The organism is Pseudomonas sp. PONIH3, assembly GCF_002934345.1.
GTDB lineage: Bacteria > Pseudomonadota > Gammaproteobacteria > Pseudomonadales > Pseudomonadaceae > Aquipseudomonas > Aquipseudomonas soli.
The window spans coordinates 5,659,971-5,674,204 of sequence record NZ_CP026386.1 but is presented as its reverse complement, the minus strand read 5'-3'; the positions used below and the strand labels follow the sequence as shown (position 1 = coordinate 5,674,204).

Sequence of the window (14,234 nt, the reverse complement as noted above, 5' to 3'; positions counted from 1 at the left end):
CAGCTCTCCTTGGGCGTTCACGGGTCAGGACAGGATAGATGTATTCGTGGCAACGGCAGACATGAAAAAGCCCGCCGAAGCGGGCTTTTCTTGCCTCAGGTCAAGCCGACAGCTCGACCAGCAGCTTGTTGAGACGGCGTACGTAGGCCGCCGGATCCTTCAAGCTGTCACCGGCCGCCAGGGCCGCCTGGTCGAACAGGATGTGCGAAAGCTCGGCGAAGCGGTCTTCACTCTGCTCGCCATCGAGCTTCTCGATCAGCGGGTGGCTCGGGTTGAACTCGAAGATCGGCTTGGACTCCGGCACCTTCTGCCCGCTGGCCTCGAGGATCTGGCGCATCTGCAAGCCCAGGTCCTGTTCACCGATGGCCAGGATCGCCGGCGAGTCGGTCAGGCGGTGCGAGACACGCACCTCGGCAACGCTGTCACCCAGCGCGCCCTTGAGACGCTCGACCAGGCCTTCCTTGTCCTTGGCGACTTCTTCCTGGGCCTTCTTGTCCTCTTCGGAGTCCAGACTTCCCAGGTCCAGGTCGCCGCGGGCGACGTCGACGAAGGCCTTGCCGTCGAACTCGTTGAGGTAGCTCATCAGCCACTCGTCGATGCGGTCGGTGAGCAGCAGCACTTCGATGCCTTTCTTGCGGAAGACTTCCAGGTGCGGGCTGTTCTTGACCTGGGCGTAGGATTCGCCGGTAAGGAAGTAGATCTTGTCCTGGCCTTCCTTGGCGCGGGCCAGGTAGTCGGCCAGGGCGACGCTCTGCTCGCCGCTGTCGTCATGGGTGGAGGCGAAGCGCAGCAGGCTGGCGATCTTCTCCTTGTTGGCGAAGTCCTCGGCCGGGCCTTCCTTGAGCACCTGACCGAAGTTTTTCCAGAAGCCCTTGTACTGCTCGGGTTCGTTCTTCGCCAGTTTCTCCAGCATGTCCAGCACACGCTTGGTCAGCGCGGTCTTCATCGAGTCGATGATCGGGTCTTTCTGCAGGATCTCGCGGGAAACGTTCAGCGACAGGTCGTTGGAGTCGACCACGCCCTTGATGAAGCGCAGGTACAGCGGCAGGAACGACTCTGCCTGGTCCATGATGAACACGCGCTGCACGTACAGTTTCAGGCCGCGTGGCGCTTCGCGCTGATACAGGTCGAACGGCGCGCGGGCCGGCACGTACAGCAGCGAGTTGTACTCGAGCTTGCCTTCGACCTTGTTGTGGCTCCAGGCCAGCGGGTTCTCGAAGTCATGGCCGATGTGCTTGTAGAACTCCTGGTACTCCTCGTCCTTCACCTCGGTGCGCGAACGGGTCCACAGGGCGCTGGCGCGGTTGACGGTTTCCCATTCCTGCTCCGGCTTTTCCTCGCCTTCGGCGGCCTCGGCCTGCTCCTTGGGCAGCTCGATCGGCAGGGCGATGTGGTCGGAGTACTTCTTGACCACGTTGCGCAGACGCCAGCCATCGGCGAATTCATCCTCGCCCTTCTTCAGGTGCAGGACGATGCGGGTACCGCGCTGCGGCTTGTCGATGGTGGCGACTTCAAACTCGCCCTCGCCTTTGGATGACCAGTGCACGCCCTCGGCGGCCGGCAGGCCGGCGCGACGGCTGAACACGTCGACCTTGTCGGCGACAATGAACGCGGAGTAGAAGCCCACACCGAACTGACCGATCAGGTGCGAGTCCTTTTTCTGGTCACCGGTGAGGTTCTTCATGAAGTCGGCGGTACCGGACTTGGCAATGGTACCCAGGTGCGCGATCACGTCTTCGCGGCTCATGCCGATGCCGTTGTCCTCGAGGGTAACGGTGTTGGCAGCCTTGTCGAAGCTGAGGCGGATCTTCAGGTCGGCGTCGCCTTCGAGCAGCTCAGGCTTGGCCAGGGCCTCGAAGCGCAGCTTGTCAGCGGCGTCGGAGGCGTTGGAGATCAGCTCGCGCAGGAAGATCTCCTTGTTCGAATACAGGGAATGGATCATGAGGTGCAGCAGTTGCTTTACCTCGGTCTGAAAGCCCAGGGTTTCTTTTTGAGTCTCCACACTCATGGTCTTCAAAACTCCAATCTGTTGGTTGGTGACGCCTGGCGGCCAGCGGGCCGTTTTGATGGCGGATGTCCAGCAGATGGGGGCAGCCCTGACTATTTCAAGGGCTTTTCCGGTTCAATCTTGAAATGCGCGCGTGCCGTGGCGATCGGGGTGTCGCGATCGCCCTGCCAGGCGGTAATGGCGACGTTGGTCACCCGTCGCCCCTGGCGCCACAGCTGGCACTGGGCGTAGGTATCGCGGTAAAGGCCAGCACGCAGGTAGTCGATGGAAAAATCGATGATCTTCGGAATGCTCGCGCTTTCGCTGTAGATCAGCAGGTAGAGCGCCGCGGACAGCTCCATGAACCCGGCGATCACGCCGCCATGGATGGCCGGCAGCAACGGGTTGCCGATATTGTCCGGATTGGCCGGCAGACGGAACAGCAGGTCTTCGCCCTGGCGCTCGCATTCGATACCGATCAATCCGGCATAGGGGATCAACGCCAGCAAGGGCTGGTAATCACCCCGGGCGTGGGCCTGGTTCAGTTGCTGGCGGATATCGCTGGGGATCACGTGCGGCGCTCCTTGAGGCTGTTACCGAAGCGGATGCCGCCTTTGACGTCCTGCCCCAGGCGCATGAAGGTGCCGACTACCTGGCAGATCGGTTGCGCAGGGTCATCCTGGTAGGCTGTCCCCCGGGTGAAGATGACATCGCGGGTCACACGGTAGCACTGGGCATGGCCATGGATGTCCTTGCCCGCCTCGGCCGGGTGCATGTAGTCGATGCGTAGGTCCAAGGTCGGACATACCTCGAAGCTGGGCAGCGCGCAGAGCGTAGCCATGCCGCACGTGGTGTCCATCAGCGTGGTCAGCACACCACCATGCACCGCGCCATTCTGCGGATTGCCGACAATGGCCGGCGACCAGGGCAGCACCAGGGTCATGCCATCGGCGTCGGCATGCTGCACCCGCATCTGTAGTACCTGGCAATGTTTCAATGCCGACAGAAAGCGCTCGGCCATCGCCATCAATGGAGTCTCGTTCATTGTCCGCCGCCGCATAAAATGGGTAAAAAGTCTATATAGGCCAGGCAGTTATATATCTGTAACCTGCGTTGAACTTATTCGCCGGCAGGGTACTCGAAGGAACATACAAAGTTATTCCACCCAGGAGAAACACCCCATGCGTAAACCTTTTGCTTTTGCTCTGATGCTGGCCGCTGCCATGGGCCTGGCTGCTTGCGATAAAGCGAGCGAAGACAAAGCCCAGGACGCACAGCAACATGCCGAGCAAGCCCAAGAGAAGATGGGCGAAGCTCAGGATAAGATGAACGACGCCGCCAAGGAAAACGCCGAAGCCGCCAAAGATCAGGCCGAAGCGCAGCAGAAGGCCGCCGAGGAAGCTGCGCCTTCCACGCCAGCGCCGACCACTGCACCTGCCGAGCCAGCCAAGCAGTAATCGAGCGACATAAAGAAACCCGACACTGTCGGGTTTTTTTATATCTGTCATTTAACGCTGAAAGGCTTCAGCTTGCACTGTCGGAAGTGTCCCTGCTCGCCTCTACCGGTGCACTTTCGGTGGGCGTGAACACCATCACTTCCAGTACATGGGAATGAAACTCACGGCGATACAGAATGAACACCACGCCCACGCTCATGGCCATGAACAGCCAGGGGCTGATGAACCAGCTCAACATGGCCATGCCGAAGTAATACGAGCGCAACCCCAGGTTGAACTGGTTGGCGGCCAGCGACAGCACCCGCGCCGCCCGGGAGGCGAAAGCCTTGCGTTCCAGTTCGTTGACCTGACGTTCGCCTATCATCGGCGCCGAGCCCACCAATACTGCGGCGAAGTTGTATTGACGCATACACCAGCTGAACGTGAAGAACGCATAGACGAACACCGTCGCCAGGCACAGCAGCTTGATTTCTGACATGCCTTGGGACGCCTGCTGTACCAGCGGCAGGTCGGCCAGCAGCGACAACGCGCGGTCGGACGCACCGAGCACGGTGAGGATGCCGGCAAGAATGATCAGGGTGCTGGAGGCGAAGAACGATGCATTGCGCTCCAGGTTGCCTATCACGCTGGCATCGGCGATGCGGTTGTCGCGCAGCAGCATGCGGCGCATCCAATCCTCGCGGTAAAGGTGCAACACGCTGGCCAGGCACGCGGTGTCGCGCCCCTTCCAGGTGGCATAGCGGGTGTAGCCGCCCCAGCAGATGGCGAACCAGCAGACGGCCAGGAGGTTGCCAAGGTTGTTTTGGATGAAGGTCATGCAGGAATCCCTTAAAGAGAAACAGACCGGTGTTCGACGCCCGGATTCGTTAAAAGATACGCCATCGCGCGCTAGCGTCGGTCCAGGCCACAAAAAACCCCGCGCCTTTCGGCAGCGGGGTCTCGATAACCACCTTTGACGGGGGCCCTTTGGCTTTTGGCCAGCGCCCCGTCCATCAGGTTTCAATCCATCAGGCCAGCGCCTCGCGCGGCTTGCCCAGCATGCGGTCGCAGACCACGGCGACAGCCAGGGTCACCACCGAAGGCACCAGCCAGGCCATGCCTTCGTTGCTGAACGGCAGGTGAGCCAGGGCGTCAGGCAGTGCGTGGGCGAAGCTGCTGCCCTTGATGGCGTCGACAACGCCGAACACCAGCGACACCAGCATGACCGGCGCCAGGATGCGGGTTGGCGAGTTCCACAGGTCCTTCACGAAGCTCAGGCCCACGACCACGATGCACGGCGGATAGATCGCCGTCAGCACGGGAATCGAGAACATGATCAGCTTGGTCAGGCCCAGGTTGGAGATCACCAGCGAGAAACCAGCCAGGATCACCACCAGCGCACGGTACGACAGCGGCAGGATCTGGCTGAAGTATTCGGCACAGGCGCAGGTCAGACCCACGGCGGTGACCAGGCAGGCCAGCGCGATCAGTACCGCCAGGAAACCACTGCCCAGCGAACCGAAGGTGTGCTGCACATAGGCATGCAATACCATCGCACCGTTGGTGGCATCGGCTGCGATGTCATGACTGCCCGCGCCGAGGCGGAACAGGCTGACATACACCAGGACCAGACCCAGGCCGGCAATCAGGCCCGCAATGATGGCATAGCGGGTGATCAGCTTCGGCGACTCGACACCACGCGAACGGATGGCATTGACGATGACGATACCGAAGACCAGTGCCCCCAGCGTGTCCATGGTCAGGTAACCATCGGAGAAACCTTTGGAGAACGCAGCGGCGGCGTAGGCAGGCTGGGCCTCACCGATGGTGCCGGCCGGCAATGCGAACGCCGCGATGCCCAGCACAGCCAGGGCGATGATCTTCAACGGCGCGAGGAAACGCCCTACGGTGTCGAGCAGCTTGCCCGGGTACATGGACACGGCCAGGACCACCGCGAAGTACACCACGCTGTAAATGAGCAGAGCGAGCGGGCTTTCACCGGTCAGCGGTGCCACGCCCACTTCGAACGACACGGTCGCAGTGCGCGGGGTGGCGAACAGCGGGCCGACCGAGAGGTAGCACACCGCCGCCAGCAGGCCGCCGAAGAACTTGCCGATCGGGCTGCTCAGGGCATCCATGCCGCCACCGACCTTGGCCAGGGCGATCACGGTGATGACCGGCAGGCCCACGGCGGTGACCAGGAAGCCGAGTGCGGCCATCCATACGTTCGGGCCAGACTGCAGGCCGACGATAGGTGGGAAGATGATGTTGCCGGCGCCTACGAAAAGCGCAAACGTCATAAAGCCAAGCGCCAGGATATCCTGGCCTTTTAACACTTTCATTTAAGGAAATACCACACTGCTGAAATCGGGAGTCGGAGGGGATTTCCCATAGGATGAAGGGAAATGCTGCCCGGCTTGGTGAGCCAGACCCGTTTAGCGTGTCGTTCCCTTTTGGGGTACGGGCACAGAGTGAACGCGTAGCCTACCTGTTTTGCCTGACAAACGCACTGGCACAGTGCTGCTTGTCCGATGTGCGTATGTGTTTGTCGTCTTGTTGAACGTGTTCAGCGACAATTTATTGCGTATTCAAACGAATGTCTGGTTGAAAATCCTGATAGCGACCATCGGAATTTCCGAAGGTGTGCAGCCCCATCTTCCAAGCGATCCCCGTTAACGACAAAGGCCACCCGAAGGTGGCCTTTGTGCGCGTGGGGGGTATTGCGTGTTACTTACTTCTTGACTTCCCAGCCAGTCAGCTCGGCCAGAGCCTTGCCGATGTCAGCCAGGGAACGCACGGTTTTCACACCAGCGTCCTGCAGGGCGGCGAACTTCTCGTCCGCAGTACCCTTGCCACCGGAGATGATGGCGCCAGCGTGGCCCATGCGCTTGCCAGCAGGTGCGGTAACACCGGCGATGTAGGAAACGACAGGCTTGGTCACGTTGGCCTTGATGTAGGCCGCGGCTTCTTCTTCAGCGGAACCGCCGATTTCACCGATCATGACGATCGCTTCGGTCTTCGGGTCTTCCTGGAACAGCTTCAGGATGTCGATGAAGTTGGAGCCCGGGATCGGGTCACCGCCGATGCCGACGCAGGTCGACTGGCCGAAGCCGGCGTCGGTGGTCTGCTTGACAGCTTCATAGGTCAGGGTGCCGGAACGCGAAACGATACCGACCTTGCCTGGCAGGTGGATGTGACCTGGCATGATGCCGATCTTGCACTCGCCCGGAGTGATCACGCCTGGGCAGTTCGGGCCGATCAGGGTCACGCCCAGCTCGTCGCACTTGACCTTGGCGTCCAGCATGTCGAGGGTAGGGATACCCTCGGTGATGCAGACGATCAGCTTGATGCCACCGAAGGCGGCTTCCAGGATCGAGTCCTTGCAGAAAGGAGCCGGTACGTAGATGACCGACGCGTCAGCGCCGGTAGCTTCCACAGCTTCTTTCACGGTGTTGAACACCGGCAGGCCCAGGTGGGTGGTGCCACCCTTGCCCGGGGTGACGCCGCCGACCATCTTGGTGCCGTAGGCGATGGCTTGTTCGGAGTGGAAGGTACCCTGCGAGCCGGTGAAGCCCTGGCAGATGACTTTGGTGTCTTTATTGATCAGGACGCTCATTACTTGCCCTCCGCAGCTTTGACAACTTGTTGAGCAGCGTCGGTCAGGCTGGTTGCCGCAATGATGTTCAAACCGCTTTCTGCCAGTACTTTAGCGCCCAGTTCGGCGTTGTTGCCTTCAAGGCGAACGACGACCGGAACCTTGACGCCGACCTCTTTCACCGCGCCAATGATGCCTTCGGCAATCATGTCGCAGCGAACGATGCCGCCGAAGATGTTGACCAGTACGGCCGCGACATTGCTGTCGGACAGGATGATCTTGAACGCTTCGGTAACGCGCTCTTTGGTAGCGCCGCCGCCAACGTCGAGGAAGTTGGCAGGCTTGCCGCCGTGCAGGTTGACGATGTCCATGGTACCCATGGCCAGGCCGGCACCGTTGACCATGCAGCCGATGTTGCCTTCGAGGGCAACGTAGTTCAGTTCGAACTTGGCGGCGTGGGCTTCACGGGCGTCATCCTGCGACGGATCGTGGAAGGTCTTCAGCTTCGGCTGACGGTACATGGCGTTGGCGTCGATGTTGATCTTGGCATCGAGGCAGTGCAGATCGCCATCGGCCTTGATCACCAGCGGGTTCACTTCCAGCAGGGCCAGATCGTGATCCTTGAACAGCTTGGCCAGGCCTACGAAGATCTTGGCGAACTGCTGAACTTGCTTGCCTTCCAGGCCCAGCTGGAACGCCAGCTCGCGACCCTGGAACGGCTGGGCACCGACCAGTGGATCGATGGTGGCCTTGAGGATCTTCTCAGGAGTGTCGTGAGCGACTTTCTCGATGTCCACGCCACCTTCGGTGGAGGCCATGAACACGATGCGGCGGCTCGAACGGTCGACTACAGCGCCCAGGTAGAGCTCTTTGGCGATGTCAGTGCAGGACTCGACCAGGATCTTGGAAACTGGCTGACCATTGGCGTCGGTCTGGTAGGTAACCAGGTTCTTGCCAAGCCACTGTGCAGCGAACGCCTTGGCGTCTTCCTTGCTGCGAACCAGCTTGACGCCGCCCGCTTTACCGCGACCACCGGCGTGGACCTGGGCTTTTACAACCCACTCGGAACCGCCGATCTTGTCGCAGGCTTCTGCTGCAGCTTCAGGGGTGTCGACTGCGAAACCCTTGGAAACTGGCAGGCCGTACTCAGCGAACAGCTGCTTACCCTGATACTCGTGAAGATTCATGCTTTTTACCGTCTTCGTTAGGTACTGCGCTTCGGCGCTGCGCCATTACTGGCGCCGCACCACCTGTGACCGTTGACCCTGGGTTTTCCCATGTGATCCGGTCCGGCGGACGTTCCGCGGTGAGTCTTGCACGCAAGACCCACGACGGGCAGCCCGCCGTGGTTTCTTATAATTAACGCTTCTTACGGTTGGCGACGTGAATGGCACCGCCATTCACCGCCAGCGCTGCTTCATGCAGCGCTTCGGACAGGGTCGGATGGCTGAAGACCATCATGCCCAGATCCTCGGCACTGGTGCCGAATTCCATTGCGATCGCGCCTTGCTGGACCAGCTCGGCAGCGGATGGGCCGATCACATGTACACCCAGCACACGATCGGTTTTAGCATCGGCGATGACCTTGACGAAACCACCGGTATCGTTGGCTGCCATCGCACGGCCGCTGGCCGCGAACGGGAAGGTGCCCACGTTAACCTCAACGCCTTCGGCTTTCAACGCCTGTTCGGTCTTGCCGACCCACGCGATCTCCGGGTGGGTGTAGATGACGGAAGGAATCAGGTCATAGTTCATCTGGGCTTTGTGGCCCTTGATGCGCTCGACGACCATGATGCCCTCTTCCGAGGCCTTGTGCGCCAGCATCATGCCGCGCACCACGTCGCCGATGGCGAACACGCCAGGAACGCTGGTGGCGCAGTGATCGTCAACGAAGATGTAGCCACGCTCGTCAATGGTCACACCGCTGTCGGCGGCCAGCAGGTCGGTGGTCACCGGGCGACGGCCGACCGCGACGATCAGCTTGTCGAAGGTGATCTTCTGCTCGCCTTCGGCATTGGTGTAGGTAACTTCGACTTCGTCGCCGTTGACTTTCGAGCCGGTGACGCGAGCGCCCAGCTTGATGTCCAGGCCTTGCTTGGTCAGGGTCTTCTGGGCCTCTTTCGACACGGCAGTGTCGGCAGCCATCAGGAAGGTGTCCAGGGCCTCGAGCACGGTGACTTCGGCACCCAGGCGCGCCCAGACCGAACCCAGTTCCAAGCCGATAACGCCGGCACCGATGACGCCCAGGCGCTTAGGAACCGATTGGAATTCCAGTGCGCCGGTGGAGTCGACGATGACTTTCTGGTCGACCGGAGCCGGAGGAATATCGATCGGGCGCGAGCCGGAAGCCAGGATCACGTTCTCGGCTTCGATGACTTCGGTAGTGCCGTCAGCCTTGGTAACTTCGACTTTCTTGCCGGCCAGCAGCTTGCCGTGGCCCTGGATCGAAGTGACGCCGTTGGCCTTGAACAGGGTGGCAACACCGCCGGTCAGGTTCTTGACGATGCCGGCCTTGCGGCCAACCATCGCGGCGACGTCCATCTTCACTTCACCCGTGGAGATACCGTGGACGTTGAAGCTCTCTTTGGCTTCCTTGTACTTCCAGGAGCTGTCCAGCAGTGCCTTGGAAGGAATGCAACCTACGTTCAGGCAGGTGCCGCCCAGGGCCAGCTTGCCCTCGGCGTCGGTGTATTTCTCGATACAGGCAGTCTTCAGACCGAGTTGGGCAGCCTTGATGGCGGCAACATAGCCGCCAGGACCTGCACCAATCACCACTACGTCGAATTTCTGGGTCATAAAAGATTCCTTATCAGCTACAAGCTACAAGCCGCGTACCGCACGGCCCCGTCTCTTGAAGAACGGGGCCGGCGGCGCGCAGCTAGTTGATTAGATGTCCAGCAGCAGGCGAGACGGATCTTCCAGCAGGTTCTTGATGGTCACCAGGAAGGTTACCGCTTCCTTGCCGTCGATCAGGCGGTGGTCATAAGACAGCGCCAGGTACATCATCGGACGGATCACGACCTGGCCATTGATGGCCATCGGGCGCTGGATGATGTTGTGCATACCCAGGATCGCGGCCTGCGGCGGGTTGACGATCGGGGTCGACATCATCGAGCCGAAGGTACCACCGTTGGTGATGGTGAAGGTACCGCCGGTCATCTCTTCGATGGCCAGCTTGCCGTCACGGGCCTTCTTGCCGAAGGTGGCGATGCCGTTCTCGATCTCAGCCAGGCTCATCGACTCGGCATTACGCAGTACCGGCACCACCAGGCCACGGTCGCTGGACACGGCGACGCCGACGTCGGCATAACCGTGGTAGACAATGTCGTTGCCGTCGATCGAGGCGTTGACTGCCGGGAAGCGCTTGAGCGCCTCGGTGGCGGCCTTGACGAAGAACGACATGAAGCCCAGGCGCACGCCGTTGTGGGTCTTCTCGAACAAGTCCTTGTACTTCGAACGCAGGGCCATGACCTCGGTCATGTCGACTTCGTTGAAGGTGGTCAGCATCGCCATGTTCGACTGGGCTTCGACCAGACGCTCGGCAATCTTGGCGCGCAGACGGGTCATCGGCACGCGCTTCTCGGTACGGTCGCCGGCGGCAACGACAACCGGGGCAGCGGCGGCTGCGGCGGCAGGCTTGGCCGCTGGAGCCGGGGCGGACTTCTTGTTGGCGACGGCGGCAACGACGTCTTCCTTGGTGATGCGACCGCCCTTGCCGGTGCCGGCAACGGTAGCCAGGTCGATGCCGTTCTCTTCGGCCAGCTTGCGCGCAGCCGGGGCGGCAACCGGGTCGTCTTCACCAGCGTCGGCGGCAGCGGCGGCTGGAGCGGCAGCGGCCGGGGCAGCAGCCGGAGCAGCGGCGGCAGCGCCGCCCTCCACGATCGAACCCAGCACTTCGTCGGACAGGACGGTGTCGCCCTCGCCCTTGACGATGGCGCCCAGCACGCCGTCGGCAGTGGCCAGGACTTCAAGGACGACCTTGTCGGTTTCGATGTCGACGATCAGCTCGTCACGCTTGACGGCGTCGCCCGGCTGCTTGTGCCAGGTGGCAACGGTGCCATCGGCAACCGATTCCGGGAAGGTTGGGGCTTTGATCTCGATAGCCATTATCTGTGTTTCCTTAAATTCGGTTTCAGGTGCGCGAAGGCGTTAGACGGTGAACGCGTCTTGCAGCAGTTTTTCCTGCTGCTCGGCGTGCTTCGATGCGTAACCACAGGCTGGCGCGGCGGAAGCGTCGCGGCCGGCGTATTCCAGAACCAGTGCCTTGTTGTGGCGGCCCAGGATACGGCGCATGTGATGCTGGCTGCTGTACCAGGCGCCCTGGTTCATCGGCTCTTCCTGACACCACACTGCATGCTTGAGGTTGGTGTAAGGCGCCAGGATTTCGACCAGGTCGTCCTCAGGGAACGGATACAGCTGCTCGATACGCACGATGGCGATGTCTTCGCGGCCTTCGGCACGGCGTTTTTCCAGCAGGTCGTAGTAGACCTTGCCACCGCACAGGACCAGACGCTCGACCTTGGCCGGATCGAGGTTGTCGATTTCCGGGATCACGGTCTGGAACGAACCTTCGGCCAGATCTTCCAGCGTCGAGATGGCCAGCTTGTGGCGCAGCAGCGACTTCGGCGTCAGCACGATCAGCGGTTTGCGCAGCGGACGGATGACCTGGCGACGCAGCAGGTGGTAGATCTGGGCCGGGGTGGTCGGCACGCAAACCTGGATGTTGTGCTCGGCGCACAGCTGCAGGTAACGCTCCAGACGCGCGGAGGAGTGCTCCGGACCTTGCCCTTCATAACCGTGTGGCAGCAGCATGGTCAGACCGCACAGGCGGCCCCACTTGTGCTCACCGCTGGTGATGAACTGGTCGATCACCACTTGCGCACCGTTGGCGAAGTCGCCGAACTGGGCTTCCCAGATCACCAGCGCGTTCGGCGTGGTGGTCGAGTAGCCGTATTCGAAGGCCAGCACGGCTTCTTCCGAAAGGAAGGAGTCGTACAGTTCGAAGCGCGGCTGGCCCGGGAACAGGTTCTTCAGCGGTACGTAGGTGCTGGCGTCCTTCTGGTTGTGCAGCACCGCGTGACGGTGCGAGAAGGTGCCACGGCCGATGTCCTGGCCGGTCATGCGGATCGGGTGCCCTTCGAACTGCAGGGTGGCGTAGGCCATGGTCTCGGCGTAGCCCCAGTTGATCGGCAAGCCACCGGCCTGCATCTTCTGGCGATCTTCGTAGATCTTGGCGACCTGACGCTGGACGACGAAGCCTTCTGGAAGCTCCAGCAGCTTGGCCGACAGTTCCTGCAGGGTCTTGAGGTCGAAGCGGGTGTCATGACGCGCGGTCCAGGCATGGCCCAGGTAGGGACGCCAGTCGACGAACAGCTCGCGGTTCGGCTCCTTGACCAGGCTCTTGACTACATGCAGGCCGTTGTCCAGGGCGTTGCGATACTCGTCGATCTTGGCCTGGGCGCGTTCGGCATCGATGCGGCCGGCGCTGATCAGTTGCTCGGCGTACAACTCACGGGTGGTGCGCTGCTTGCTGATCTGCTGGTACATGAGCGGCTGGGTGCCGTTCGGCTCGTCGGCCTCGTTGTGGCCGCGGCGGCGGTAGCAGACCAAGTCGATGACCACATCACGCTTGAACTGCATGCGGTAATCGATGGCCAGCTGGGTGACGAACATCACCGCTTCAGGATCGTCGCCGTTCACGTGCAGGATCGGCGCCTGGATCATCTTGGCAACGTCGGTGGCGTACTCGGTTGAACGCGCGTCGAGCGGATTGCTGATGGTGAAGCCGACCTGGTTGTTGATCACGATGTGCACGGTGCCGCCGGTCTTGAAACCGCGGGTCTGCGACATCTGGAAGGTTTCCATGACCACGCCCTGGCCGGCGAACGCTGCGTCGCCGTGGATCGAAATCGGCAGAACCTTGTCGCCAACGCTGTCGTTGCGGCGATCTTGGCGGGCGCGAACCGAACCTTCCACCACTGGCGAGACGATTTCCAGGTGGGAGGGGTTGAACGCCATGGCCAGGTGGACTTCGCCACCGGGGGTCATCACGTTGGAGGAGAACCCCTGGTGGTACTTCACGTCACCGGAGCCCAGCTCGTTCATCTTCTTGCCTTCGAACTCGTCGAACAGCTCGCGCGGGTTCTTGCCGAAGGTATTGACGAGCACGTTCAGACGGCCACGGTGGGCCATGCCGATCACGACTTCCTTGGTACCGTAGGAACCGGAGCGCTGGATCATTTCGTCCAGCATCGGGATCAGGCTCTCACCGCCTTCCAGGCCAAAGCGCTTGGTGCCCGGGTACTTGGTGCCCAGATACTTCTCAAGGCCCTCACCGGCCGTGACGCGCTCGAGCAGATGTGCCTGCACGTCGGCGGAGAACTCGGGGCGGCCACGCACGCTTTCCAGGCGCTGCTGGAACCAGCTGCGCTGCTCGGAATCGACGATGTGGGTGAATTCGGCACCAATGGTGCGACAATATGTCTTCTCGAGCGCCTCGAAAATTTCGCGTAGGCTCGCTTCCTCTTTGCCGATGAACAGGTCGCCGGCACGGAAGGTCGTATCAAGATCGGCATTGGTCAAGCCGTAATGATTGATCGACAGGTCTACGGGCGCAGGACGCTGCCACAACCCCAACGGGTCGAGCTTGGCAGCCTGATGGCCGCGCATACGATAGGCCTGGATCAGTCGCAGCACTTCAACCTGCTTCTTCTCGTGTTCTGTGCTCACGCTCCCGGCGGAAACCGGTTGGGCGCGGCGCTGGTTCTTTGCCAGCAGTACGAAATGGTCGCGGATCGTCGAGTGCGAGACATCGGTAGCGGTGCTGCCGTCGGCGGGCAACTTCTGGAAGTAAGTGCGCCACTCTTCTGGCACAGCGTTAGGGTCGTGCAGGTAGAGCTCATAAAGCTCTTCCACATATGCAGCGTTACCACCTGAAAGGTGGGCGCTTTCCCACATGCGCTGCATCACGCTTTCTTGCATGCTTGGTCACCCTCGGTTAGGGGACTGATCGGCGAGAGCCACAGCAAACCTGGAAAAGTCCGAACACAGCGACTGAACCACGCCACCTGGATCCTGCTGATTTTCCGGGTACCAGCCCGGAAGCCCCTGCTGGTCTCATATCTTCATAGGTAATGAGCGCGGGCTTTGTGAGCCCTTGCTCGGGTTTTACCTCAGTGCGGGCTCACCACCCGCACCTCGGCTTACTGCAGGTACA

General features: G+C 61.2%; 11 protein-coding genes. 1 reads left to right on the top strand and 10 read right to left on the bottom strand.

Annotation, left to right across the window (positions count from 1 at the left end; all coding sequences use genetic code 11):
• Positions 1-100: 100 nt before the first annotated feature.
• From htpG to C3F42_RS26245, 3 genes are all read right to left on the bottom strand, one after another.
• The gene (gene htpG / locus C3F42_RS26255; protein WP_094012050.1) at positions 101-2,008 is read right to left on the bottom strand and encodes a molecular chaperone HtpG; all 1,908 of its coding nucleotides are present in this window, start codon (positions 2,006-2,008) and stop codon (positions 101-103) included.
• 92 nt (positions 2,009-2,100) lie between these two features.
• Complete coding sequence (locus tag C3F42_RS26250) at positions 2,101-2,559, bottom strand: PaaI family thioesterase (protein ID WP_023629623.1); 459 nt, start codon at positions 2,557-2,559, stop codon at positions 2,101-2,103.
• Positions 2,556-3,032 carry a PaaI family thioesterase gene (locus C3F42_RS26245; RefSeq protein ID WP_023629624.1) on the bottom strand — a complete coding sequence of 159 codons (477 nt, stop codon included), beginning with the start codon at positions 3,030-3,032 and terminating at the stop codon, positions 2,556-2,558. Before C3F42_RS26245 ends, C3F42_RS26250 begins: the two co-directional genes overlap by 4 nt.
• Before the next feature lie 136 nt (positions 3,033-3,168).
• Here C3F42_RS26245 and C3F42_RS26240 point away from each other — a divergent pair, with 136 nt between their 5' ends.
• Complete coding sequence (locus C3F42_RS26240) at positions 3,169-3,444, top strand: hypothetical protein (protein ID WP_023629625.1); 276 nt, start codon at positions 3,169-3,171, stop codon at positions 3,442-3,444.
• A gap of 67 nt (positions 3,445-3,511) precedes the next feature.
• Here C3F42_RS26240 and C3F42_RS26235 read toward each other — a convergent pair whose 3' ends face one another.
• From C3F42_RS26235 to C3F42_RS26205, 7 genes are all read right to left on the bottom strand, one after another.
• Positions 3,512-4,261, bottom strand: a complete 750-nt coding sequence (locus C3F42_RS26235; RefSeq protein ID WP_094012049.1) for a DUF599 domain-containing protein — start codon at positions 4,259-4,261, stop codon at positions 3,512-3,514.
• Positions 4,262-4,451: 190 nt separating this feature from the next.
• A complete protein-coding gene (gene brnQ / locus C3F42_RS26230) occupies positions 4,452-5,765 on the bottom strand; it encodes a branched-chain amino acid transport system II carrier protein (protein ID WP_023629627.1) in 1,314 nt (437 codons plus the stop codon).
• Between the two features lie 389 nt (positions 5,766-6,154).
• Positions 6,155-7,039 carry a succinate--CoA ligase subunit alpha gene (sucD, locus tag C3F42_RS26225; RefSeq protein ID WP_004376004.1) on the bottom strand — a complete coding sequence of 295 codons (885 nt, stop codon included), beginning with the start codon at positions 7,037-7,039 and terminating at the stop codon, positions 6,155-6,157.
• Positions 7,039-8,205: an ADP-forming succinate--CoA ligase subunit beta gene (sucC, locus tag C3F42_RS26220; RefSeq protein WP_023629628.1), complete on the bottom strand. Its 1,167-nt coding sequence runs from the start codon at positions 8,203-8,205 to the stop codon at positions 7,039-7,041. The genes sucD and sucC overlap by 1 nt, the downstream gene beginning before the upstream one ends.
• Before the next feature lie 172 nt (positions 8,206-8,377).
• Positions 8,378-9,814 carry a dihydrolipoyl dehydrogenase gene (lpdA, locus tag C3F42_RS26215; RefSeq protein WP_038706504.1) on the bottom strand — a complete coding sequence of 479 codons (1,437 nt, stop codon included), beginning with the start codon at positions 9,812-9,814 and terminating at the stop codon, positions 8,378-8,380.
• A gap of 90 nt (positions 9,815-9,904) precedes the next feature.
• Complete coding sequence (gene odhB / locus C3F42_RS26210; protein ID WP_094012048.1) at positions 9,905-11,125, bottom strand: 2-oxoglutarate dehydrogenase complex dihydrolipoyllysine-residue succinyltransferase; 1,221 nt, start codon at positions 11,123-11,125, stop codon at positions 9,905-9,907.
• 42 nt (positions 11,126-11,167) lie between these two features.
• Positions 11,168-13,999: a 2-oxoglutarate dehydrogenase E1 component gene (locus C3F42_RS26205; protein WP_023628894.1), complete on the bottom strand. Its 2,832-nt coding sequence runs from the start codon at positions 13,997-13,999 to the stop codon at positions 11,168-11,170.
• Between the last annotated feature and the right edge of the window lie 235 nt (positions 14,000-14,234).